The 22,972-nt window shown below is 44.7% G+C and carries 26 protein-coding genes; 24 read left to right on the top strand and 2 right to left on the bottom strand.

Annotated features, from left to right (window positions below):
* Window positions 1-116: 116 nt before the first annotated feature.
* The gene (locus J7I83_RS06765) at window positions 117-389 is read left to right on the top strand and encodes a YlbG family protein (RefSeq protein ID WP_215099927.1); all 273 of its coding nucleotides are present in this window, start codon (window positions 117-119) and stop codon (window positions 387-389) included.
* On the opposite strand, the gene J7I83_RS06760 is transcribed toward J7I83_RS06765, so the two are convergent.
* The gene (locus tag J7I83_RS06760) at window positions 390-770 is read right to left on the bottom strand and encodes a DUF7147 family protein (RefSeq protein ID WP_215099926.1); all 381 of its coding nucleotides are present in this window, start codon (window positions 768-770) and stop codon (window positions 390-392) included.
* A gap of 83 nt (window positions 771-853) precedes the next feature.
* Between J7I83_RS06760 and rsmD the strand changes: the two genes are divergently transcribed.
* The 3 genes from rsmD to J7I83_RS06745 all read left to right on the top strand — a co-directional run bounded on the left by rsmD (window position 854) and on the right by J7I83_RS06745 (window position 3,002).
* The gene (rsmD, locus tag J7I83_RS06755; RefSeq protein ID WP_215099925.1) at window positions 854-1,429 is read left to right on the top strand and encodes a 16S rRNA (guanine(966)-N(2))-methyltransferase RsmD; all 576 of its coding nucleotides are present in this window, start codon (window positions 854-856) and stop codon (window positions 1,427-1,429) included.
* Complete coding sequence (gene coaD, locus J7I83_RS06750; protein ID WP_215099924.1) at window positions 1,422-1,901, top strand: pantetheine-phosphate adenylyltransferase; 480 nt, start codon at window positions 1,422-1,424, stop codon at window positions 1,899-1,901. Before rsmD ends, coaD begins: the two co-directional genes overlap by 8 nt.
* Before the next feature lie 75 nt (window positions 1,902-1,976).
* A complete protein-coding gene (locus J7I83_RS06745; RefSeq protein ID WP_215099923.1) occupies window positions 1,977-3,002 on the top strand; it encodes a SepM family pheromone-processing serine protease in 1,026 nt (341 codons plus the stop codon).
* Here J7I83_RS06745 and J7I83_RS06740 read toward each other — a convergent pair.
* Complete coding sequence (locus tag J7I83_RS06740) at window positions 2,990-4,189, bottom strand: nucleotidyltransferase (RefSeq protein WP_215099922.1); 1,200 nt, start codon at window positions 4,187-4,189, stop codon at window positions 2,990-2,992. The two genes, J7I83_RS06745 and J7I83_RS06740, sit on opposite strands and share 13 nt — an antisense overlap.
* Before the next feature lie 126 nt (window positions 4,190-4,315).
* Between J7I83_RS06740 and J7I83_RS06735 the strand changes: the two genes are divergently transcribed.
* From J7I83_RS06735 to ftsA, 20 genes are all read left to right on the top strand, one after another.
* A complete protein-coding gene (locus J7I83_RS06735; RefSeq protein WP_215099921.1) occupies window positions 4,316-4,849 on the top strand; it encodes a YceD family protein in 534 nt (177 codons plus the stop codon).
* Window positions 4,850-4,873: 24 nt separating this feature from the next.
* A complete protein-coding gene (gene rpmF, locus J7I83_RS06730; RefSeq protein WP_006828847.1) occupies window positions 4,874-5,050 on the top strand; it encodes a 50S ribosomal protein L32 in 177 nt (58 codons plus the stop codon).
* A 122-nt stretch (window positions 5,051-5,172) separates the two neighbouring features.
* A complete protein-coding gene (locus J7I83_RS06725) occupies window positions 5,173-5,925 on the top strand; it encodes an enoyl-CoA hydratase/isomerase family protein (RefSeq protein ID WP_215099920.1) in 753 nt (250 codons plus the stop codon).
* A gap of 334 nt (window positions 5,926-6,259) precedes the next feature.
* The gene (locus tag J7I83_RS06720; RefSeq protein ID WP_215099919.1) at window positions 6,260-7,609 is read left to right on the top strand and encodes an acetyl-CoA carboxylase biotin carboxylase subunit; all 1,350 of its coding nucleotides are present in this window, start codon (window positions 6,260-6,262) and stop codon (window positions 7,607-7,609) included.
* The gene (locus J7I83_RS06715) at window positions 7,606-7,821 is read left to right on the top strand and encodes a biotin/lipoyl-containing protein (protein WP_215099918.1); all 216 of its coding nucleotides are present in this window, start codon (window positions 7,606-7,608) and stop codon (window positions 7,819-7,821) included. Before J7I83_RS06720 ends, J7I83_RS06715 begins: the two co-directional genes overlap by 4 nt.
* 27 nt (window positions 7,822-7,848) lie before the next feature.
* A complete protein-coding gene (locus J7I83_RS06710; protein WP_215099917.1) occupies window positions 7,849-9,399 on the top strand; it encodes an acyl-CoA carboxylase subunit beta in 1,551 nt (516 codons plus the stop codon).
* Between the two features lie 81 nt (window positions 9,400-9,480).
* Entirely contained in the window at window positions 9,481-10,344 is an 864-nt protein-coding gene (locus J7I83_RS06705) for a ketopantoate reductase family protein (RefSeq protein ID WP_215099916.1), read from the top strand.
* A complete protein-coding gene (locus J7I83_RS06700; protein ID WP_215099915.1) occupies window positions 10,341-10,718 on the top strand; it encodes a DUF3397 domain-containing protein in 378 nt (125 codons plus the stop codon). The genes J7I83_RS06705 and J7I83_RS06700 overlap by 4 nt, the downstream gene beginning before the upstream one ends.
* Window positions 10,719-10,796: 78 nt before the next feature.
* Entirely contained in the window at window positions 10,797-12,419 is a 1,623-nt protein-coding gene (gene bshC / locus J7I83_RS06695; RefSeq protein WP_215099914.1) for a bacillithiol biosynthesis cysteine-adding enzyme BshC, read from the top strand.
* A gap of 147 nt (window positions 12,420-12,566) precedes the next feature.
* Window positions 12,567-12,998 (top strand): division/cell wall cluster transcriptional repressor MraZ, encoded by a 432-nt coding sequence (gene mraZ / locus J7I83_RS06690; RefSeq protein ID WP_215099913.1) that lies wholly within the window; start codon window positions 12,567-12,569, stop codon window positions 12,996-12,998.
* A 20-nt stretch (window positions 12,999-13,018) separates the two neighbouring features.
* Window positions 13,019-13,957, top strand: coding sequence for a 16S rRNA (cytosine(1402)-N(4))-methyltransferase RsmH (rsmH, locus tag J7I83_RS06685; RefSeq protein ID WP_215099912.1), 939 nt, complete (start codon window positions 13,019-13,021; stop codon window positions 13,955-13,957).
* A gap of 12 nt (window positions 13,958-13,969) precedes the next feature.
* Entirely contained in the window at window positions 13,970-14,329 is a 360-nt protein-coding gene (ftsL, locus tag J7I83_RS06680; RefSeq protein WP_215099911.1) for a cell division protein FtsL, read from the top strand.
* Entirely contained in the window at window positions 14,326-16,614 is a 2,289-nt protein-coding gene (locus J7I83_RS06675) for a penicillin-binding protein (protein WP_215099910.1), read from the top strand. Before ftsL ends, J7I83_RS06675 begins: the two co-directional genes overlap by 4 nt.
* A 25-nt stretch (window positions 16,615-16,639) precedes the next feature.
* Window positions 16,640-17,608, top strand: coding sequence for a phospho-N-acetylmuramoyl-pentapeptide-transferase (mraY, locus tag J7I83_RS06670; protein WP_215099909.1), 969 nt, complete (start codon window positions 16,640-16,642; stop codon window positions 17,606-17,608).
* A complete protein-coding gene (murD, locus tag J7I83_RS06665; protein WP_215099908.1) occupies window positions 17,609-18,973 on the top strand; it encodes a UDP-N-acetylmuramoyl-L-alanine--D-glutamate ligase in 1,365 nt (454 codons plus the stop codon).
* Window positions 18,974-18,992: 19 nt separating this feature from the next.
* Window positions 18,993-19,778, top strand: coding sequence for a cell division protein FtsQ/DivIB (locus J7I83_RS06660; RefSeq protein ID WP_215099907.1), 786 nt, complete (start codon window positions 18,993-18,995; stop codon window positions 19,776-19,778).
* The gene (locus J7I83_RS06655; RefSeq protein ID WP_215099906.1) at window positions 19,756-20,481 is read left to right on the top strand and encodes a DUF881 domain-containing protein; all 726 of its coding nucleotides are present in this window, start codon (window positions 19,756-19,758) and stop codon (window positions 20,479-20,481) included. The genes J7I83_RS06660 and J7I83_RS06655 overlap by 23 nt, the downstream gene beginning before the upstream one ends.
* Window positions 20,482-20,497: 16 nt before the next feature.
* Complete coding sequence (locus tag J7I83_RS06650) at window positions 20,498-21,214, top strand: DUF881 domain-containing protein (protein ID WP_215099905.1); 717 nt, start codon at window positions 20,498-20,500, stop codon at window positions 21,212-21,214.
* Window positions 21,215-21,216: 2 nt separating this feature from the next.
* Complete coding sequence (locus J7I83_RS06645) at window positions 21,217-21,579, top strand: small basic family protein (RefSeq protein ID WP_146556527.1); 363 nt, start codon at window positions 21,217-21,219, stop codon at window positions 21,577-21,579.
* A 102-nt stretch (window positions 21,580-21,681) separates the two neighbouring features.
* A complete protein-coding gene (gene ftsA / locus J7I83_RS06640; RefSeq protein WP_215099904.1) occupies window positions 21,682-22,965 on the top strand; it encodes a cell division protein FtsA in 1,284 nt (427 codons plus the stop codon).
* The last annotated feature ends 7 nt before the right edge of the window (window positions 22,966-22,972 follow it).

Genomic DNA, 22,972 nt, shown 5'->3' with positions numbered 1-22,972 from the left:
AATCAATTAACAATCAGCGGCGGATGAACCCTCCCACTGGATGATGTTTCTCTTTATTCGGTTGCGGCTTTTTTCTTTCCTATGGTATTCTAGAAGCTAAGAAAAGAGGGATACTTATGCATGATCGCCAAGGCCTCATTGTCTATGTGCATCATTTGAAACAAGCTAAATCGCTGCGGAAGTTCGGGCATGTTCACTACATTTCCCGTAAATTGAAATATGTAGTCCTTTATATGGATCAGGATACCATCGAAGCGACCAAAACAAAATTAAATAAATTGCCATATGTAAAACAGGTGCTCGAATCCTACCGTCCATTTCTGAAAACAGAGTATGAAAACGCCAAGCCTGATAAAGCAAAGGAATATGATTATAAAATCGGCCTGTAATTATTGCATCGGCGGAATATAATGGTTTAACCGCAAAACCGAAATCAAATGGTTATGATGAAAATTTTTATTTGCATATACGGATGAATGCTTAACGTCCATTTTAATCGGGGTATGCCCGAGATTTGCAACGGCCTGTTCAAAAACGTCTAAACGTTTGGAATCGACTGGAATTCCTTCGCGGCAAATATAGATCGGCATGAAGTTGCCTTCTGAAGCCGGTTTGAATGCAGCCGCAACCGATAAGACATCCTGCCCTTGTGGATTCTTGGAAACAAAGACAAATCCATGCATAAAGCGTTGTTGATTGCTTGTGATGAGTTCGCGGAGCTCATAAATATCTCCGTACCCTTCTCCGAGTTCAATAAAACGTTGAATCATCATTTCACGTCCTTTCCAGTCTTCATTTTACCATTATGCAATTAAAATGCATCAAGAAAATCATTTAAGTTAGAGGCGATAGTATGCGTGTTGTAGCAGGCTCAGTTAAAGGGATTCCATTGAAGGCGGTGCCGGGCAACTCGACCAGACCGACGACAGACAAAGTCAAGGAATCCATTTTCAATATGATCGGCCCGTTTTTTGACGGAGGGGTGGCTCTGGATTTATTTGCAGGAAGCGGGGGTTTGGGCATTGAAGCCCTTAGCCGCGGAATCGACCAGGTCATTTTCACCGATAAAGACAAGCGGGCTGTAGAAACGATTCAAGCCAATCTGGAAAAAACACGCCTATCCGACCGGGCAGAGGTTTACCGGGCAGATGCAGAGCGTGCAGTCAAGGCGATTAAGAAAAATGGAATACAAGCGAGACTGCTGTTCCTGGATCCGCCTTATCATATGAAAAAATCCTACGACCTCATGGACAAAGCGGGAGAATTGGAAATTGTCACAAAAGATGCCATTATTGTCTGCGAACATGATCGGGAGGTGGAACTTCCGGATCGGACCAGATATTTTGAGCGCTACAAAAAAGAACTATATGGAAGCACCATCATTTCAATTTACCGTTATCAGGGGGAAGAAGGAGAACGTATTGAATAAAATTGCTGTAGTTCCAGGAAGTTTTGACCCAATCACTATGGGGCATCTGGATATCATTAAAAGAGCCTCGAAGATTTTTGATGAAGTGAAAGTGGTCGTCATGAATAACTCTTCGAAAAATCCATTATTCGATGTAAATGAACGCATGGAGTTGATAGCGGAAGTGACGCAGTCGATTCCAAACGTCAAAGTGGATTCATTTTCCGGATTGCTGATCGATTATTCAGTGGAAGTCGAGGCAAATGCTATTATCCGCGGATTACGCGCGGTCAGTGATTTTGAATACGAGATGCAGATAACATCCATGAACCGATTTCTAAATGAAGACATTGAGACTTTGTTTATGGTCTCGAATAATCAGTATTCATTCCTCAGCTCAAGCATTGTCAAAGAAGTGGCAAAATACAAAGGGAATATTACCGGCCTCGTTCCGGAAGTGGTTGAAAAAGCTCTTCACGTAAAATTTCAATAAGTCCCGAATTTCGTGGCTTTTTGCTCACGTGAATCCGGGAAAGCCAAGATCTCATCCGACGAAAGGAAGAACTGCATGAAACACAAACGATTATTTATTTTTGTCATCATGATGGCTCTTGTAGTCTTTCTGTCCTCTTATCAATTAGACGCCTATATTACAAGGCCGGGGGGCGCTTATGAGCTGTCGCCATTGGTTGAAGTAGTCGGCGGCGATAAAGATGACGCGGGAAGCCTCAGCCTGATGACAATTTCGATGCTGACCGCCACCCCTGCTCTCTACTTCTGGTCGCAATTTCAGGATGGCTATAAAATCTTGCCGCCAGAACAGGTCCGAAGCCCTCACGAAAACGATGAAGAATACAATGTACGCCAGTTGAAGCTGATGTCCGACTCACAGGTGAATGCCCTGCAGATTGCATTCGAACAAGCAGAGCTGCCATACGAAATCAGCAATGATGGCGTTTTTGTCCTAAATGTCCTAATGGGAGGAGCGGTGGATGGCGTTTTGGCGCCAGGCGACCGCGTACTTAAGGTCGATGGCAATAACTTTGCTGAAATGCAGGAGCTTATCGATTATTTAAGCGATAAAGAAGATGGAGAAACAGTTGAGGTGCTTTATGAGCGGAAAGATCGTGAAATCAGCACCGAGGTTGAATTAGCTCCATTGCCGACTGATCCGGAGCGGGTCGGCCTTGGAATTTCCTTTGTTGAAGACAAAAGCATTGAAACGACGCCTGAGGTGGAAATCGATTCCGATACAATTGGCGGCCCTTCAGCTGGACTGATGTTCACACTAGAAATCCTCAACCAACTGGTGGATGAGGACATTACGAAAGGCTATGACATCGCCGGCACCGGAACCATGGAAAGCGATGGCTCTGTCGGAAGGATCGGTGGCATCGACCAAAAAATCATGGCGGCCGACTCTGCAGACATCGACATTTTCTTTGCTCCGAATGAACCGGTGGAGGGCGGTGGAGACAGCAATTACACAATTGCTGTTGAAACTGCGGAAAAGATCGGAACAGCGATGGAAATCGTTCCGGTGGATACCGTTGAAGACGCCCTGGCGTTTTTGGAAGAGCTTCAGCCCCGGTAAATCGGTGGTGTCGTAAATTCTTTTTTCATATCAATTGAACCCAGTCCCTGCAGATACATGGCAGTGGCATGAATATCAAGTTTTCCCATCAGACCGTTCAGATCAGCTGCGCGGCTCACCAGGGGAAGCGCGATATTCTTTTTTTTATGGTTTAAATACAGTCTCCCAGTGCGAGACATGCCAAGAAGCCTGATATACTCAGGACGATCAAATGAGCGCAGCAGTTGCCACGTAAAGCCTGTATAAATATGCGTCAGCATCCGCTGGATCCGGGTTCGCGTAAAGCGTTTTGACTTGACAAGTGTAATAAAAGATTCAAAGCTGTCCGCAGTTTTCGCAGACTGGTAGATCAGGTTCTCAATGCCTTCGGTTACTTCAGCATAATGTTTGAGGCGGTCCGGGCCTTCACGCAACACAGTAAAGCGCAGCAAAGGATAAAATGCTTCCCAGCTGCCGAATTTTCCATACTCTTTTTCCACTTTTTTTAATGATACGATTGAAGTTTCCGGCATATAAACCGACAATTGCTCGACCGAATCGCCTTTAAAGAAAGCTTCGCGGATTCCGGTAGCGCTCGCAATCGGCATCCCTGCTTGAATAGGGTCATGGTAATTGGCACCGATTCGTTGAATGGTCAGCGGCTTCATAGCAGAGCCCATATTTTGGGCAGCTTCCAAATAATGGAACCCTAAAATATTATTCGGCTGCGTCAGATCGGCAAAACCTGGTCGAGTGCCGGTCAGCGATAGATAAGCATTGTTCAGGGCTTTCGGGTAGCTGATGCCGGTTTGTACAGCCTCATGGATAAGGTGCTGGTATTCCACCCAATGCTGGGACAGCAGGTGTCGGGAATTCAGGAAAGGAGCAATCTTGCCCTGTTCACTGCCGAAGCAAAAAGAAGAGCAGCCAATCGCATCAAGCAAGGCAATCCCACCTTTGGCAAAATCGGAGGCCTGTGCCGTCGCATAAGCATAAGGAAGCTCAATCACCAAATCGATGCCGGCATCGAGCGCCATTTGTGTCCGGACCCATTTATCGGCAAACGCCGGTTCACCGCGCTGCAGAAACTGTCCACTCATGACTGCAATGACGAGGTCCGCACCTGATTCTGCCCGTGCCTGCTGTGCATGGTGAAGGTGGCCATTATGAAAAGGGTTGTACTCAACAATAATTCCTACAGCTTTCAATCCGCTCACCTCTTTGGTAGAATTAACTTTAGTATACCGATGTTTGAAATAGAGTGACAAGATTTTTTCTTGACATCTTTTTCTGTGCATTATATAATCAACTTTGTTGTCTTGAGGTGATTAATTATGAAAATAGCGATTCAACAGCTTCAAAAGCATCGCAGAGACGGACTGCCAATTGACCAAATGGTCTATTTGGAAGCAGTGAAATCACGGAATAGCGATATTCGGGAAATTTCACCTGTACATGTTACAGGACATTGCACAATTGGTTCGCAACAATTAACGTGCCAACTCCATCTCGAAGGCATGCTCACGCTGCCTTGTGCCAGAACTTGGGAGGATGTTGAGTTTCCGATAAACGTCGATTCGGTTGAAATATTCGATTGGTCTGAAAAAGGCCAGGAGGATAAGCATAGCGAGATTCATGCAGTAGAGACTGAGGTCATTGATCTTCAGCCTATACTGGAAGAACTTGTTTTGCTGGAGATTCCGATTCAAGTGTTTAAGGAAGGCGCCGATCAGGACGTCATAAAAGGCGGAAATGATTGGTCATATTCAACAGACGAAGAGTACGAAGCCGAGAAAGAAGCGGCACCACCAAAACCAGATCCAAGACTTGCTGATTTAGCAAAGTATTTTGATCAGTCAGATGAATAGAATTAGTGTAAGGAGGTGTCACCAATGGCTGTACCAGCTAGAAGAACGTCCAAAACCGCTAAAAGAAAGCGCCGTACACATTTTAAATTGTCAGTGCCGGGCATGGTAATTTGCCCAAGCTGTGGCGAAAGTAAATTGGCTCACCACGTCTGCAAAGCATGTGGATCATACAAAGGGAAAGAAGTAGTAGCAAGCAAATAAAACAGTATTTGCTGCTGAAAGGCTATTGAGAGGCCATGGCTCTCGATAGCCTTTTTCTCTATACATAAGCAAGTGGAGGATTAGTGCCCTTATAGGGAAATTGGCTGAAAAGAGGGATTTTATTGTCTTATACAATCAACCTTAGGGATGGCATCATGACATTTACGATTGACCGGCCCCATGTCCGCAACGCCGTCAATGACGAAGTGACAGCGGGGCTTGAGGAACTAGCCCTCAAAGCACAAGACCCTTCTGTTCGGTTGGTCATCATTACAGCATCCGGCAAACAAGCTTTTTGTTCAGGCGGCGATCTTTCGGTATTCCATGCCCTTCGGACCGAAGAACAGGCCTATGGCATGCTGAAGCGAATGAGCGATGTGCTTTATTCAATCAAAACACTGCCTGTACCGGTAGTGGCGGTCGTTAATGGCACTGCTGTCGGTGGAGGTTGTGAAATTGCTACAGCGTGTGATTACAGGCTTGTGTGGGATCATGCGAAATGCGGCTTTATCCAAGGCACCCTCGCTATTACAAGTGGCTGGGGAGGCGGGACCTACCTGTTGGAAATCTTGCAGCACGACAAAGCCTTAAAAATGCTCAGTGAAGCCAAAGTCTATCCCGCAGCCGAGCTAAAAGAAATGGGCTGGGCATCGGCTGTCATTCACGATGAACAGGACCTTGAAGCATTTTTTGAATCTATGAAAAAAATCCATCCCGACGTCCACCATGCCTATAAGGAAATGGCCATCCGCAAATGGCGGAAGACCGACCTGAAGGAACGCGTCGAACAGGAAGTCAGAAGATGCGCCATCTTGTGGGAGAAAGATGCCCACCACGATGCGGTCGATGGCTTTCTCAATAAAACAAAAAAATGAAATCCCTTTCTTAAGAGGGGTTTCATTTTTTTGTATAAATGGAGTTTAACTAAAAAATTTCTTTTTAAATACAGAAATTTTGAATGGTTTCTCAAATCACTTCGGCCGCTTTGGGTATGGCTCCCATTTCTTAGTGAGCTTCTATTTTCAGTTGTTACATAAGAGATAGGGAACAAAAGAGATAGGGAACAAAATCGAGGAGATTCCCGTGGTATTGCAAAGTGATAACTATTCGATCAACTTAAATAAAAGAAATATTTCAACGAATAGTTGAAATCGCTTACAAAATTCGTATATGCTATAGAAGGGAGAAAACATAGGGGGTATTTCAAATATGAAAAAAATCCTGATCGCGAACCGGGGAGAAATTGCACGCCGAATTATTCGGACATGTGAGCGCCTCGGAATCGAAACGGTCGCCATTCATTCTGAGGCAGATGGGGATCTGCCTTACGTCAGTGAAGCGACCCACGCTGTACTGATCGGTCCGAATCCGGTCGTACAGTCTTACCTGAAAATCGAAAAAATTATTGAAGAAGCCAAGAAACACGAAGTGGATGCCATTCATCCTGGATATGGCTTGCTATCGGAAAATGCTGATTTTGCACGCAAAGTGGCAGAAGCCGGAATGGTCTTTATTGGACCTTCGAGTGATATTATCGAAAAGATGGGGGACAAGATTGAATCCCGCAGAACCATGATACAGGCTGGGGTGCCTGTGGTTCCCGGTACGGAATCCGGCGTAGCGACACTTGAAGAAGCGCTGAAGGAAGCTGAGAAGATGGACTATCCACTGATGCTGAAAGCAAGTGCAGGCGGCGGTGGGATCGGTATGGTGCGCTGTGAAAGCGAGCAAGCGCTCACTCAACAGTTTGCTTCAGTCAAAAACCGCGCCAAGGCCTATTTTGGGGATGATGTCGTCTATCTGGAGAAATTTATTGCCGATGCCCGCCACATTGAAGTTCAGATTTTTGGTGACAATCATGGCAATCTGGTTCATTTGTATGAACGGAATTGTTCGGTCCAGCGCCGCAACCAGAAAGTGATTGAAGAATCGCCTTCACCGAATCTGCCGCAGGATGTGCGTGAGCGCCTGTGTGAAGCAGCATTGCAGGCAGGAAGAGCGGTTGGTTACACGAATGCTGGAACCGTGGAATTTATCATAGATCCAAACAACAATTTTTATTTCCTGGAAATGAATACGCGCCTGCAGGTAGAGCATCCGGTTACCGAAGCAGTGACCGGACTGGATCTGGTCGAATGGCAGTTGACTGTAGCTGACGGGGGAAAACTGCCGGCTCAGGACAGCATAGAAACCAAGGGCCATGCCATTGAGTACCGTGTATACGCCGAAGATCCAAAAACCTTTTTACCTTCTCCTGGAAAGCTTGAAAAGCTTCAATGGGGAGAAGGTGCACGCATTGAAACCGGTTATGAAGAAGGCAATCTAGTGACGCCTTTCTACGACCCGATGATTTCGAAAATCATCATTCACGGAAGCGATCGTGTCGATGCACTTTCAAAATCACAGACTTTTTTCAATCGGGTTACAATCGAAGGCGTGAAAACCAATATTCCGTTATTTAAGGAATTTATCAGGTCAGAAGAATTTATATCAGGCGATTATGCAACGGCAGTATTGCCGCGATGGATGGAAAAATCAAAGGAGGAACACAGGTTATGAAAGAATTAAAAGCATCAATGGCAGGAACTGTATTGAATGTACTGGCAGCAGAAGGGGAAGCAGTAACACCCGGACAGGCTGTTTTGACAATCGAATCGATGAAAATGGAAATTCCTATAGAAGCTGAATTTGGCGGCAAAGTGGAAAAAATTCATGTGGAAGTCGGCGGTTTTGTCAACGAGGGCGATCTGCTGCTGACAGTCGGCGAATAATCGATTCTAAGCAAAGGGGACAGTGAAATGACAAAAACGACTGAAACAACGGGGTACAATGAACGTCTGGAACAAAAGCTGGCGAAGATTTTTGCTGGGGGGCAGCAAAAATACCACGAAAAAATGAAAGAAAGCAATAAATTATTTGTCCGTGACCGCTTGAAACTATTGTTTGACGATGAAAACTACGCGGAAGATGGGCGTTTTGCCAATGTTGAAGCGGAAGATCTGCCTGCTGACGGCGTTGTCACAGCTATCGGCAAAGTGAACGGGGAAACGGTTTGTGTGATGGCCAATGATTCAACGGTCAAAGCAGGATCATGGGGCTCGCGCACGGTTGAAAAAATTATCCGTATCCAGGAAACTGCTGAAAAAATGCAGGTGCCGATGCTGTACCTGGTGGATTCTGCGGGAGCCCGTATCACGGACCAGCTTGATATGTTCCCGAACCGTCGTGGAGCAGGCAAGATTTTTCATAATCAGGTAAGGATGTCTGGAATGGTGCCGCAAGTATGTCTACTGTTTGGTCCATCTGCTGCAGGAGGCGCTTATATTCCTGCTTTCTGTGACATCGTCATCATGGTTGATGGCAATGCCTCGATGTACCTCGGTTCACCGCGCATGGCGGAAAAAGTCATCGGTGAAAAAGTGACGCTTGAAGAAATGGGCGGAGCCCGTATGCATTGCACCGTCAGCGGTGTTGGTGACGTGTTGGTCGCGACAGAAGAAAAAGCCATTTCGGAAGCACGCCGCTATTTGTTGAATTTCCCAGCCAACTTTGCCATCAAGCCTGAAAAGGTTGAGGCAAAAGCGGCGAAAGCAGGACGTTCGCTGGAAGCGATTATTCCAGAAAACCAGAATGCTCCTTTTGATATGTATGAACTGATCGATCAATTGGTCGACGAAGGCAGCTTTTTTGATATCAAAAAGCTGTTCGCGGGAGAATTGATTACAGGAATTGCACGCATTGACGGCCAAGTGGTCGGTATTCTTGCCAATCAGCCAAAGGTTAAGGGCGGAGTACTGTTCGGTGATTCAGCCGATAAAGGCGCGAAGTTCATCAATCTCTGTGATGCCTTCTCAATTCCATTGCTGTTCCTTGCCGACGTGCCGGGCTTCATGATTGGAACAAAAGTTGAACGTGCCGGCATTATCCGCCACGGTGCGAAGTTTATTGCAGCGATGAGTTCGGCAACCGTACCGAAAATTTCTGTCATTGTCCGCAAGGCATATGGAGCCGGACTATACGCCATGGCAGGCCCGGCATTTGAACCGGATGTCTGTATCGCTCTGCCGACAGCGCAAATCGCGGTGATGGGTCCTGAAGCGGCAGTCAATGCCGTTTATTCAAATAAAATTGAAGCAATTGAAGATCCGAAAGAACGTCTTCAATATGTCCAGCAGAAACATCAGGAATACAAAGAGGAAATCGATATTTACCGTCTGGCATCTGAATTGATCGTCGATGAAATTGTGGCACCTCATCAATTGCGTTCAGTGCTTTCCCAGCGCCTATCTTTTTACGAAACAAAAGATTTGCCACTGCCATATCGAAAACATCCGATTTATCCTGTATAATGAAAATTATTGTTGGAAGTCTGCCTAATATGGGCAGGCTTCTTTTTTAAGAAAAATTGTGGCACTGTAAGGAGTGATTCCGTGAATTACGCAATTATCGGAGCTGGAGCAACTGGACTGCTGACAGCTTATCTATTGAAAAAAGCGGGCCATGATGTGCAAGTGATTGCGCAGTATGAAAAACAAGCCGCATTAATTAACAAGCAGGGAATCATACATGGTGAAAATCGCTTGAAAGTTGAAGCCTATACGGATGTTGAACAGATTTCTCCGGAAGCTTTTGTCGTTCTGACGATAAATTATGAAGAACTGCAGCCGATTTTAAGGCTCTTGAAAATCCGCTGTCCCAGCAACAGAATTATTTTTCTGCAGCAAGGCATGCTATTTTTAGAGAAAGCTAGAAACCTATCGCATCGCCACATTGCCGCAGCTATATTGGAAACGGATTGTGTCAAGCTGAGTGACAATGAAATCAGCTTCAGCCGAGCGGCCCAAGTGACGTTGGGGTCGGTCAAGGGAGATTTCGGGGAATTTCAGCCGCTTCTTGAAACTACTGCATGGAAAAGCTCATGGGTGAATAATATTGAAGAACAGCTTTTTGAAAGATTGCTGTTCAGCAGTCTGATCGATCCCTTGACGGCTATAATGAAAATCCGCAATGGTGAACTGATCGTCAATCCGCATGCCTATGAATTGTTCAGAATGCTGTACAATGAATTGTATCTGGCCTTTCCTGAAATTGAGTGGCTGCAGCCGATTGAAAAGGTGGCTGCAATATGTGCAGCAGAGCCCGACAGAGTGTCCGCCATGTTTGCAGACAGACTGGCCGGCGATACGATGGAGGTCGAAGGATTGATGCTGTATGTGTTGAACCACTCTAAACTTGAATTGCCTTTATTTAAATCGTTTTATCATCTTCTAAAAACTGTTGAGGTAGAAAAATGACGCTATTACAAACAATTGGAGCTGTTTTCCTTTACATCCCTTTCCTCCTTTTTATCTTTGTTTATTTTATCTCACTGAAAAGGAGAAAAAAGAAAGCACTGGGACTGGCATCGGATATTACCACATTCCTGCTGTTTTTTTCTGTGCCGGCATCAGTGGACATCCTTTGGGGTTATTCAGTTTCAGCTTTTATTTATTTTATCGCGTTGGTATTGGCGATCATCTTCTTGATCATTGAATGGAGAACCGCCAAAGAAATCGAAATCATTCCGTTTTTCCGGAAACTATGGAGAACCTACTTTCTGCTATTGTCCTCCGTTTATGCCCTTGTGTGGCTGATCGGCCTGGTGATTGTCGTAATTAAATCAATTTAGCAGGCGTATTTTTTTTCTTTAAGAGATGCGTTTGATATAGTAGATTTTAAATGTAAAGGGAAAAGGGGACTTTTTTTCATGAAGGTAGAGGAACAATACGTAGAACCAGCCAGTAAATTGATGAGTGATTATATAAATAGCAGACCGGCTATCCGCCAGTATTTTTCATACGATCCGCAGATGCAGTCTTTCGGAGAGAGATTAAAGAAGCTTCAAAATCATTCTGTCAATCGCCGAAAAGTGGCTGGCATTGTCCGTGATTATATGCGGCACAACGGATTGTCAAAAGCAGCAGAACTGAATTTAGAGAGCTTTGAAAAAGGAGCGCCGGTGGTTGTGACTGGCCAGCAGGCCGGCCTCCTGACAGGTCCCTTATATACGGTACATAAAGCGATATCAGTCATTATTCTGGCAAAGCAGGCTTCTGAACGATTACAGACCAAAGTGGTGCCGGTTTTCTGGATTGCCGGTGAAGACCATGATTTGGCTGAAATCAGCCACCTTTTTCGTGAAGTCAATGGACGGGTGGATAAACTGAATATCCCGCATGCCGAATATGGTAAAAACTCTGCTTCTTCAGCAACGCTCAATAAGCCGAAAATCGCCTCTTTCCTGGAAGAGTATTTTCGCAGTTTGCCTGAAACTGAGCATTCCAAGGAAATTCACGGTTTGGCTTTCAGCCTGCTGGAACGATCTCTTTCTTTTACCGATTTCTTTGCTTCACTTCTTCATTATTTCTTTCAAGAAGAAGGATTGCTGTATATTGATGCGGCAGATGCAGAATTCCGCAAATACGAGTCGCCTTATTTCGCAGAAATGATCGAACGTGCAGAAGAAATTGCAGATACCGTGGCAAATGCCGAGGAGTCACTGATGAAGGATGGCTACGCTGCCGTGATCGGAGCGGAGAAAACTGCAGCTAATCTTTTCATTACGGTAAAAGGCGAGCGTTTATTGCTGGAACGCCAAGGCACCGATTTTGTGGTAAATAACGGCGCTGCTATACGCTACACCAAATCGCAGCTCCTTGAAATTGCCGAGAAAAACCCGGAACTCTTGAGCAATAATGTGGTGACGCGCCCGTTAATGCAGGAAATGGTATTCCCGGTCCTGGCCTTTGTCGGAGGTCCCGGTGAAATCGCTTATTGGGCGGCGTTGAAAGGTGCTTTCGAGTTATTCGGCATGGAGCTTCCGGTCATTATGCCGCGCTTAAGCCTGACATTGGTGAACCGCCAAACCCAGCGTTTGTTGGATAAATACAATCTGGATTTTTCAGCTGTAGTGAACAGCCGGCAAATCATGGGGATGAGAAATGAATTGATGGAGTCGATCCGTGAGCAGGAAGCTGAGGCTTTGATTGATGGACTCCAGCGCCAGATAGAAGAAGCGTATGAGGAGATACAACAGCAATTTTCTTCTATCAGCAAAGGACTGTTGCCGCTTGCCGAAAAAAACCTGCAGTTGCACATCAAGCAATTGAACTTTTTAAAGAATAAGCTGGAAGATGAAGTAGTGCTGCAAAACAGCGTCGAGTTCGGCCACTATGCGGCCATTGAAAACGAATTGCTGCCGAACGGAGGCTTCCAGGAACGTGTCTATAGTCCATTTATCTATATGAATCAATACGGGACAGGACTTGTAAAAGACCTTTTAGCGCTTCCGCTGCAATATGACAAAAATCATAAAATTATTGGGTTGTAATTGTTGAAAGTCTGCATATGCAGGCTTTTTTTATGTCAAAATAACTTGCTGAGATATTTTATTGTAACAAACATGAAATATTTCAAAAACAAGTGGTGACAAGTGGGGGATTGTGGTACATTTATTACAATAAGTGGGGTGAAGGGTATGTTCATGGGCGAATATCAACATAGCGTTGATGCAAAGGGACGGTTGATTGTTCCAGCAAAGTTTCGTGAACTGCTTGGTGAAAATTTCGTTATTACCAGAGGCCTGGATCATTGCTTGTTTGGCTACACGATAGAAGAATGGAAAAAAATTGAAGAAAAGCTGAAAGAGCTTCCGGTTACTAAGAAAGACGCTCGTGCTTTTACACGCTTCTTTTTTTCAGGGGCCACAGAAGTGGAACTTGATAAGCAGGGACGCGTCAATATACCGACGACCTTAATTTCTTATGCGAAACTTGAAAAAGAATGCATCATCTTGGGTGTGTCCAACCGTTTTGAAATATGGGCAAAAGATTCATGGGAAAGCTATTTTGCAGCATCTGAAAATTCCTTTAATGAAATTGCGGAAAATTTAACTGATTTTGACTTTTAAAAGTGAACGGGGGGAATGGATTGTTCAATCACACCACGGTTTTACTGCATGAAACTGTCGATGGTCTGAACGTTCGTCCTGACGGCATATATGTGGATTGTACGCTGGGCGGAGCAGGGCACAGCGAATATTTGGTTCAGCAATTATCTGACCAAGGTCATTTATATTGTTTTGATCAAGACGCGACGGCAATAGCTCATGCAAAAGAAGAACTACACGATTATTTACATAGAATTACATTTATACATGCTAACTTTAAATTCTTGAAAGAAGAATTGGAAATGCACGGAGTGGAGAAAGTCGACGGCATTCTATATGACTTGGGCGTTTCGTCTCCTCAACTGGATACACCAGAACGCGGTTTTAGTTACCACAATGATGCTCCTTTGGATATGCGGATGGATCAAAGTGCTGAGTTAAGCGCTTATCATGTCGTGAATGAATGGTCATTTGAAGATTTAGTCAGGATCTTTTACCGTTATGGCGAAGAAAAATTCTCCAAACAAATCGTTCGGAAAATCGAAGCTGCTAGAGATAAACATCCTATTGAAACGACAGGCCAGTTGGTCGAATGCATTAAAGACGGCATTCCTGCTTTTGCCCGCAGAAAAGGCGGCCATCCGGCGAAACGGGTGTTTCAAGCCATTCGAATCGCAGTAAATGATGAACTTGGTGCAGCTGAGACATCCTTGCAGGATGCAATTGGTCTCTTGGCAATCGGAGGAAGAATTAGTGTCATCACCTTCCACTCACTTGAAGACCGGCTTTGTAAAGCGATATTCAAAGAAGCTTCATCGCTTCCGGAATTGCCACCAAATTTCCCGGTAATACCTGAAGGGATGAAACCTATCCTAAAACTGATTACAAGAAAACCTATCCTGCCATCAGAAGAAGAACTGGAACATAATAATCGGTCAAGATCCGCTAAGCTGCGGATTGCAGAGAAAATAAACGAGTAAGGACGTGTTCAGATGGCGTTGAATGCAAGAACTGAAACCTACATCCAACAGCCGGCCGTTCCTCGAAATCCGAGTCAGCAGCCGGCAAGAAAAAAAGGCTTAATCACTAAAGGCGAGAAAATATTGTATTTAACTTTTGTAGCAGTCTGCATCATGTGCGCTTTACTGGTTCTCCAGAACCAATCTACGATTCAGGCATCTACACAGGAAATCCAAACAATTGAACAATCAGTCAATGAAAAAACGAAGCAAAATACAGACTTGTCGGTACAGGTGAGCGAACTGTCTTCATATGAGCGCATTTGGTCAAAAGCAAAAGAACTTGGCCTAAAATTAAATGAGCAAAATGTAAAGGTAGTGCCTGGACAATGAAAAAAAAGTTTCGATTTCAAGGGGGAGCCTTTCTGCTGTTTTTGTTATTTGCAGGGCTCTTTTTCCTTTTATTGACTAGAATTGTGATGATTCAAGCAACGGGAGAAGTGGAAGGGCAGGAACTTGCGGCCAGAGCGGCTGCTAAGTACAGTCAGGAAGAAGTGCTGACTGCTGAGCGTGGACGTATCATCGACCGTAGTGGAGAAGTGATCGCTGAAGATACTTTAACCTATAAACTGGTGGCGGTGCTTGATGAATCAGCCACCCAAAAGGCCGGCGATCCCCGTCATGTAGTGGATATCGAAGAAGCCGCTGAGAAGTTGGCGGGTTATTTGGATGTTTCCGAAGAAAGCATTCTGGAGACACTGCAGGTAGGTGTGGAAAATGACCGCTATCAGGTGGAATTCGGTTCTGCCGGGCGTGAAATCAGCCATACGCAAATGCTGGAAATGAAGGAAACCGAAATACCTGGTCTTTTATTTGTGCGCGATTTAAAGCGATTATACCCGAATGGCGTATTTGCTTCCCATCTGGTCGGCTATGCTATGAAAGAAGAATTGGAAGACGGCGAAACAAGGACAACGGGAAGAATGGGGCTTGAATCCATACACAACGAAGTTTTGACTGGCCAAAACGGTAAAATAGAGTTTGATACGGATAAATGGGGCTTCCTGCTGCCGAACAGAGAGTCTGCAGTCACTCCGGCTGTAAATGGCTCAGATGTTCAGCTGACCTTGGACAAGACCTTGCAGAACTTTCTGGAAGACGCGATGTCCAGTGTTCAAGAAGAGTATGACCCGACACGGATGATTGCCGTAGTTGCAGATCCGAAAACTGGAGAAATCCTCGCGATGTCACAGCGGCCGACATTCAATCCGAATACGCGTGAAGGCCTGTCTGATAATTGGCTGAACGAAAGTATACAACTGACGATCGAACCGGGCTCTCCGATGAAAATGTTTACATTGGCGGCAGCAATTGAGGAAGGCAAATGGGATCCGAATGCTACCTATAAGTCCGGTACCTATACCTTGCTGGATAGTACGATTGGCGACCATAATAGCGGACGCGGCTGGGGAACCATCTCGTTTCTGGAAGGTTTTCAGCGGTCCTCCAATGTCTCAATGGCATATTTGCTAGAGCGCCTTGGGGCCGACACGTTTATGACTTATGTTGATGCTTTTGGATTCGGCGAGCAGACAGGAATCGATTTGCCGAAAGAGGCATCCGGCACCATACTCGATGAATACCCAATCAATAAATTAACCACAGCATACGGACAAGGATCGACAGTTACACCTATTCAAATGATCCAGGCTGCCTCTGCGATTGCAAATGGCGGCGTCATGATGAAGCCTTATGTCATCGACCAAATCAAGAATGCCGATACAGGAGAAGTCACTGTTAAAAGTGAGCCTGAAAGAGCAGGACAACCTATTTCAGCAGAAACTGCTGAAAAAGTAAAAGAACTATTGGCTTCGACTGTCACGTCCGAAGTTGGTTCGGCCCAAGGATTTGCGCTGCAGGATTATACGGCAGCTGGAAAGACAGGTACTGCTCAAGTTCCGAAAGAAGGCGGCGGCTACCTGGAAGGCAAAAGCAATTATTTGTTTTCTTTCCTTGGGATGGCTCCTGCCGATGATCCCGAACTGCTGATTTATATTGGCGTACAACAGCCTAATTTGCCAACTGATGAATACGGGTCAGTGCCAGTTTCGAAAATTTTCACTTCCGTCATGGAAAATGGGTTGAAGCATATGAACATCCAACCGGAAAACATGGCGGAAGCAACTACCATGCCTGTTGAGGATTACAATGGTCAGCCGGCAACTGATGCAGCTGAAGCATTGCAGGAATTGGGGCTTGAAGCTGTGGTTACGGGAGATTCTGAACAAGTTATCTCCCAATATCCAGAGGCAGGCAACACCGTACTGGACGGTGGGCGGGTTATCCTGAAGACTGCTGGAAAAACAACCTTGCCTGATTTTACAGGATGGTCCAAGCGTGAATTACTCGCTTATCAATCTTTAAGCGGCTTATCACTGGAAATTGCAGGTCAAGGCTATGTTTTGACACAAAGCATTGCAGAAGGCGAAGCAGTAACGGATAATGAGCCTGTGGTAATCGAACTTCATCCTCCTGAAATCTACTATCCTGCTCGGGCGAAAGCCGAAGAGAAAGAAGAGCAGGAGCAGACCGAACAGGGGGCTTTGGAAGACACTGTGCCTGAAACCAACAATGAAGAAGCGGAACTGCAAATACAAACAGACGAAACAACCGAGTAATCTCGGGTTTAAAGGAGCTCTCTAAATGAACGTTTATATATTAATGGGTCTTGGAATTGCTTTATTATTAACAGTGGCACTGATGCCGATTTTCATTCCGTTGTTGAAACGGATGAAGTTCGGCCAAAGCATCCGCGAAGAAGGACCCCAATCACACATGAAGAAAACAGGTACTCCTACTATGGGCGGACTGGTTTTCTTAATCTCCATCATTATCACCGTTCTGCTGGTTGCATGGTTTGCCGGGTTATTGTCTGCAAAAGTCCTGATTTTATTGCTGGTGCTTTTCGGGTACGGCTTGATCGGCTTTCTGGACGACTTTATCAAAGTTGTATTAAAACGGAACCTGGGATTGACTTCGTTGCAGAAGTTGATCGCCCAAATTGTCATCGCGGTCATTTCGTTCTTTGTCCTGAGCGGAATTGATTTTGAAACAGGAGTCACTATTCCTTTTACAAATGTTTCACTTGAATTGTCGTGGCTCTATGTATTCTTTATTGTCTTTTGGCTGGTTGGATTTTCCAACGCAGTCAATTTAACGGATGGACTTGATGGCTTGGTAGCCGGAACAGCATCTATCGCATTTGCGGCGTTTGGTGCGCTTGCGATTTATCAGGATGAAATTGGAATTGCAATTTTCACTTTTTCCGTTACTGGTGGTTTGCTCGGATTTTTGATTTTTAATAAATACCCTGCAAAAGTCTTTATGGGCGATACGGGCTCACTGGCTTTAGGTGGTGCATTGGCAATGGTGTCGATTCTATTAAAGCAGGAGTTATTGCTGCTGCTGATCGGACTGGTATTTGTCATCGAAACAGCTTCGGTTATTTTGCAGGTAGGCAGTTTTAAACTGCGTCAAAAACGAATTTTTAAAATGAGCCCGATTCACCATCATTTCGAATTGAGCGGATGGTCAGAATGGAAAGTGGTACTTGTTTTCTGGTCAGTCGGTCTTATCAGTGCGGCAATCGCAGTCTTTTTGGAGGTAATGTAAATGAAGAAGGCGCCACAATTATATCAAAAGAAAATTCTGGTTCTCGGGCTGGCAAAAAGCGGTTTTACAGCTGCCCGAATCCTTCATAAGCTCGGAGCATTTGTTACCGTCAATGATTCCAAACCTTTTGAACAAAATCCAGAGGCACAGGAATTGTTGAACATAGGTGTTACCGTTATTTGTGGCAGACACCCTGAAGATTTATTGGAAGAAGGTTTTGAACTGGTTGTTAAAAACCCGGGAATTCCATATACTAACGTGCTTATTGAGTCAGCGTTAGAGAAAAACATTCCGGTATGGACTGAAATTGAGCTGGCCTACTTGATCAGCGAAGCACCATTTATCGGAATCACCGGTTCAAACGGAAAAACGACAACCACAACTTTATTGTTCCATATGCTTAACCAAGACAATAAAAACCCGTTGATTGCCGGAAATATCGGAACGGTGGCAAGTGGAGTCGCGGAAAAAGCGAAAGCGGAAAATGTCATCGTGACCGAATTGTCTTCATTCCAACTGAAAGGCACTGTCGCTTTCCGTCCTGAAATCGCAATCATCACAAATTTATATGAAGCACATTTGGATTATCACGGGTCGATCGAAGACTATCGTGCTTCTAAAATGAAACTTACTGAAAATCAGACAGCAGCAGATTATTTCATCTACAATGCAGATCAGCCATTATTGGTAGAACATGCGAAGAACTGCAAAGCCCAACTGGTGCCTTTTACATTGAAAGGCCGGACAACAACCAGCATCAGTGCAGACAATGAATTTGTCTACTGGCAAGGCGAGAAATTGATCGAACGCTCCCAAATTATATTGGGCGGCCAGCATAACCTGGAAAATATCTTAGCCGCTACTGCAGCAACTTTGCTTTTAGGTGGAACAAAAGAAACCATTATACGGGTTCTGACTTCATTTACTGGCGTTAAGCACCGTTCCCAATTTATTGTTGAGTGGCAAGGACGAAGATTTTACAACGATTCAAAGGCAACAAATGCTTTGGCAACAAAGAGCGCGCTGGAAGCTTTTCCTGAAAATATCATATTATTGGCCGGCGGTTTGGAGCGCAGCCATTCCTTAGAGGAAATCCGTCCATACATGGACCGTGTCAAGGCTTTAGTCACCTTTGGGGAGACTGCACAACGTTTTACAGCTTTTGCGGAAGACTGCGGCGTACCGACAATTATCCAAGCGGGAAGAATGGACGATGCCGTTGAGAAGGCCATCAAGCAATCTGACAGCGGAGATACTATTCTATTGTCCCCAGCTTGCGCGAGCTGGGATCAATACGACAGTTTTGAGATTCGTGGGGATGCTTTTATTACCGCGGTCCAACAGATGACGGAAGCGAACGAATAAAAGATAAGGAGCAGCAATTATGGACAAAGTGATTGACATCGAAGAACGCATCCCGACGCTCCGTGAGCGCCGGAAAAAAAGAACCAATCGCAAGTTCGTGGCACTGCTGTTCATTTTTCTCACTTTGCTTGCCGTACTTTTATACAGTCAGTCGAAGTACAGTGAAATCCAGGATATTACCATTGAAGGGGCTGTTCTTTTTGACCAGGAAAGCTACCAGGCAGCAAGTGGATTGAACATCGGAGATTCGATGTGGTCTTTCGATGCTGGAGCTGTGGCACAACAACTGGAAAAGCTGGAATGGATTGAAGAAGCATCGGTCAAAAAAAATTGGTTGACCGGTGTGGAGATCAGTTTGGTGGAATATGTTCAAATGGGTTACTTGGACCGGGGCAACAGTTACCAAATTGTCCTGTCCAATAACCTGGCGCTGGATCAGCCAGTCGCTAATGTTGATGGCCCGATTTATTCGAATTTTGAAAATGATGATAAAAGAAAAAAGTTGATCGACCAATTGACACTGATTGACTCTGAAGTTCTTCAGTTGATTTCACAGGTGATTCTGGATCCAGAGGAAGAAGATGCAGATTACGTGACTTTATATATGAATGATGGAAATGAAATTCGGGGGATTTTAAGCACCTTAGCCGAAAAAATGAATTATTACCCATCAGTCATTGCTCAATTAGAAGACGGGCAACAAGGGGTAATCGACATGGAAGTGGGTATTTTCTTCCGTTCCTATGCAGATGTTTACGGTTTCGCGAAGGAAGGTGCCGAAGATGAAGACCCCGAAGAAGAATAACCGCAAAAGTTTCAGCAAATCGATCGTGTTTTCTCTGGTCTTTCTAGTGTTGGGCTTTATCATGGCCTATTCCTATAGTTTGTCGAGCGCCAACAAAGAAACAAAAGGATTTACAGGAGGCGCATTTTTCGAACAGGAAGAACAGTATCGGGAAGAGCTGATCGATCAGCAGGAACGAAATAAAGACCTGCGCGACGAACTGCAGGAAAAGCAAAGCGGTGTTCAAGAATACGAAAGATCCTTTGCAGATGGGGAAGACCGCTATACGGAATATGCAGCTGAAGCAGAAGAACTGCGAAGATTTTTGGGGCTTGTACCAGTCCAGGGAAACGGTTTAAAAGTGACGCTGCAGGATGGCGACTATAACCCTGATTCAGTTAACCCCAATGATTATATTGTTCACGAAAGCCATGTTTTCCAAGTGATTAATGAGTTGTATATTTCAGGTGCTCAAGCCATCTCTATCAATGGCCAGCGTATCCATGGAAATTCGTATATCGTCTGCACAGGACCGGTCATTACTGTAGATGGCGTGCAATATCCTGCTCCTTTTGTTATTGAAGCCATTGGCGAGCCGGAAGTTTTGACATCTTCAATAGAATTGACCGGCGGTATTATGGATCAATTGATCAATGACAACATCATCGTTACATTAGATGGGGGGCAGGTTATCGAAATGCCTGCTTTGCTGACGGAATCATGAGTAAGGGGGGAGCTGTTTGAAGAAAAGGATCCTTACCCGATTTACAGTAATCATGTTTATCATCGGCTTAATGACAGCCATTCAATACAATACGATCAATGAACCTAATGTCCGTGATACACAGGATGCAGGGAAAATCAGGCAGGAATTGGCAAGAGAAAAGCAACTTCATTCTGATCTGCTGTCGGAAATCGGTTCTTTGGATGATACTTTGGGGAAATACGAAGCGGCTGCAGATGCGAGTCCGGAACAAGCTTTGAGGGAAACCGCAGGCAAGCTAAGAAATGCTGCGGGGCTATCAGAGACAACAGGTCCCGGAATCGAAGTTTTTGTTGAACCTTCATTGGAAGCGGTTGCTATGGGACTTGAGATTGAAAGGATTTCACCAGATCTGCTTATCCGTCTGGTCAACGAAATCAACCGCTATAACGGGCTGTATGTCTCCATTGATGGCAAACGAATTATTAATACAACAGCCATTAGGGATATAAACGGCCAAACGACTGTCAATACAAAAACGGTGGAAACACCGCCATTTTCCATTAAAATTATCTCTGAGTCGATGGAAGACTCGGAAAAGCTGTATAATCATTTATTAGCGTCTCGGATACTGGATGACTTTTACATCGATAACTTGACTTTGACGGTTTCAGAACCAAAAAGTGATCTGGTCATTGAGGCATACGACGGCGCTATAGACACCAAATATTTACAGGCGTCAGAGGGGGAATAGCGATGTGGCTGTCCATTTTAGGTTTAATACTCGGAATATCGCTTGGGCTTCTCACAGACATCCAAATTCCACCGGAATATGCCAATTACTTGTCAATAGCTGTCCTAGCATCTCTCGATACGCTGTTTGGTGGAATCCGTGCTCATTTGCAGCAAGTGTACGATGACAAGGTGTTTGTCTCAGGATTTTTCTTCAATATCGCTTTGGCAGCTGGTCTTGCTTTTCTGGGTGTTCATTTAGGAGTAGATTTATACTTGGCCGCGATTTTTGCGTTCGGTGTCCGACTATTTCAGAATATTGCGGTCATCCGCCGCATCATTTTGGCAAAATGGGCTGAAAAGAAAGAAGTTAGAGAAACAATTTGAATAATCAAAGGAAATTTTTCTAAGTTTTGCGATTTTCTTAGACAAGGTGCACAATTTACAATAGAATATAAGTACAGCAGTTTAATAAGGAGGTGCCACGAATTGAGTCAATCAGAATTATACGTTAGTCTAGATATCGGTTCGTCATCCGTTAAAGTTTTAATCGGGGAAATGGCCAACAAGTCGCTGAATGTAATCGGCGTCGGAAATGTAAAATCTAATGGGATTAAAAAAGGTGCGATTGTTGACATAGATGCGACGGTGCAGTCCATTAAAAAAGCAGTTGATCAGGCAGAACGCATGATCGGCAAGTCAATCCATGAAGTTGTTCTCGGTATTCCGGCCAATAAAGCGGTGTTGCAACCTGTCAAAGGGATCGTAGCAGTGAACAGTGAAAATCGAGAAATCACCGATGATGACCTGGACCGTGTATTGGAAGCCGCTCAAGTTATGTCGATTCCACCGGAACGGGAATTAGTGAACATCATTCCTGAGCAATACATTGTCGATCATTTGGGTGAAATCAAAGATCCACGGGGCATGATTGGTATCCGCCTTGAAATGGATGGTACAATGGTGACAACTTCAAAAACAATTTTGCACAACGTTCTACGCTGTGTGGAAAGAGCTGGGCTTGAAATTCGTGATATTTACGTACAGCCGCTTGCAGCAGGAAGCTACGCATTGACTGAAGACGAGAAAAATCACGGCACAGCGTGTATCGATATCGGTGGAGGTTCTACTTCTATTGCCATCTTCCAAGAAGGCCACTTGACCGCTTCTTCTGTAATTCCAGTTGGAGGCGACCACGTTACAAAAGATTTGTCCATCATTTTAAAGACACCGACGGATCAAGCTGAAAAAATTAAACTTGAACATGGCCATGCATTTTTTGAAGATGCTTCAGAAGATGAAGTCTTTGAAGTTCCGGTCATTGGATCGGATTCAACAGAACAATATAACCAAAAATACATATCTGAAATAATCGGGGTTCGCCTGGAAGAACTTTTCGAACTGATTTTAGATGAATTTTACCGCCTGGGTGTCCAAGACCTTCCAGGAGGAGTCGTTTTAACCGGTGGTATGGCTAAATTGGATGGTTTGCCTGAACTTGCACGTAATATTCTGCAGACGCGTGTCCGTTTGTTTACTCCGGAATTTATCGGAGTCCGTGAACCTCAGTACACGACGGCAGTTGGCCTGATTCAATATGCGTATATGGAAGATGTCTTCTATGGCCGTGTAGGGAATGGCGGAGCTGTTTCAGGAACTGCGAAAATCGAGCACCAAGAAGTACAGCAACCTAAGAAACAAAAACAGCCAAAACAAAATTCTGAAAGTGTCGTAACTAAAGCCAAGAAGATGTTTGATCGATTCTTTGAATAAAATCAAC

This window comes from Planococcus sp. ISL-110 (genome assembly GCF_018613575.1).
Lineage (GTDB): Bacteria > Bacillota > Bacilli > Bacillales_A > Planococcaceae > Planococcus.
The sequence above is the reverse complement of the archived record's forward strand: the minus strand, read 5'-3'. Positions and strand labels throughout refer to the sequence as shown.

Excerpts from the sequence above, each read along its gene's own strand:
- J7I83_RS06765 (WP_215099927.1), top strand. The coding sequence starts at position 117 with ATGCATGATCGCCAAGGCCTCATTGTCTATGTGCATCATTTGAAACAA.
- J7I83_RS06760 (WP_215099926.1), bottom strand. The coding sequence starts at position 770 with ATGATTCAACGTTTTATTGAACTCGGAGAAGGGTACGGAGATATTTAT.
- rsmD (WP_215099925.1), top strand. The coding sequence starts at position 854 with ATGCGTGTTGTAGCAGGCTCAGTTAAAGGGATTCCATTGAAGGCGGTG.
- J7I83_RS06745 (WP_215099923.1), top strand. The coding sequence starts at position 1,977 with ATGAAACACAAACGATTATTTATTTTTGTCATCATGATGGCTCTTGTA.
- J7I83_RS06735 (WP_215099921.1), top strand. The coding sequence starts at position 4,316 with ATGAAAATAGCGATTCAACAGCTTCAAAAGCATCGCAGAGACGGACTG.
- rpmF (WP_006828847.1), top strand. The coding sequence starts at position 4,874 with ATGGCTGTACCAGCTAGAAGAACGTCCAAAACCGCTAAAAGAAAGCGC.
- J7I83_RS06720 (WP_215099919.1), top strand. The coding sequence starts at position 6,260 with ATGAAAAAAATCCTGATCGCGAACCGGGGAGAAATTGCACGCCGAATT.
- J7I83_RS06715 (WP_215099918.1), top strand. The coding sequence starts at position 7,606 with ATGAAAGAATTAAAAGCATCAATGGCAGGAACTGTATTGAATGTACTG.
- J7I83_RS06710 (WP_215099917.1), top strand. The coding sequence starts at position 7,849 with ATGACAAAAACGACTGAAACAACGGGGTACAATGAACGTCTGGAACAA.
- J7I83_RS06700 (WP_215099915.1), top strand. The coding sequence starts at position 10,341 with ATGACGCTATTACAAACAATTGGAGCTGTTTTCCTTTACATCCCTTTC.
- bshC (WP_215099914.1), top strand. The coding sequence starts at position 10,797 with ATGAAGGTAGAGGAACAATACGTAGAACCAGCCAGTAAATTGATGAGT.
- mraZ (WP_215099913.1), top strand. The coding sequence starts at position 12,567 with ATGTTCATGGGCGAATATCAACATAGCGTTGATGCAAAGGGACGGTTG.
- ftsL (WP_215099911.1), top strand. The coding sequence starts at position 13,970 with ATGGCGTTGAATGCAAGAACTGAAACCTACATCCAACAGCCGGCCGTT.
- J7I83_RS06675 (WP_215099910.1), top strand. The coding sequence starts at position 14,326 with ATGAAAAAAAAGTTTCGATTTCAAGGGGGAGCCTTTCTGCTGTTTTTG.
- mraY (WP_215099909.1), top strand. The coding sequence starts at position 16,640 with ATGAACGTTTATATATTAATGGGTCTTGGAATTGCTTTATTATTAACA.
- murD (WP_215099908.1), top strand. The coding sequence starts at position 17,609 with ATGAAGAAGGCGCCACAATTATATCAAAAGAAAATTCTGGTTCTCGGG.
- J7I83_RS06660 (WP_215099907.1), top strand. The coding sequence starts at position 18,993 with ATGGACAAAGTGATTGACATCGAAGAACGCATCCCGACGCTCCGTGAG.
- J7I83_RS06655 (WP_215099906.1), top strand. The coding sequence starts at position 19,756 with ATGAAGACCCCGAAGAAGAATAACCGCAAAAGTTTCAGCAAATCGATC.
- J7I83_RS06645 (WP_146556527.1), top strand. The coding sequence starts at position 21,217 with ATGTGGCTGTCCATTTTAGGTTTAATACTCGGAATATCGCTTGGGCTT.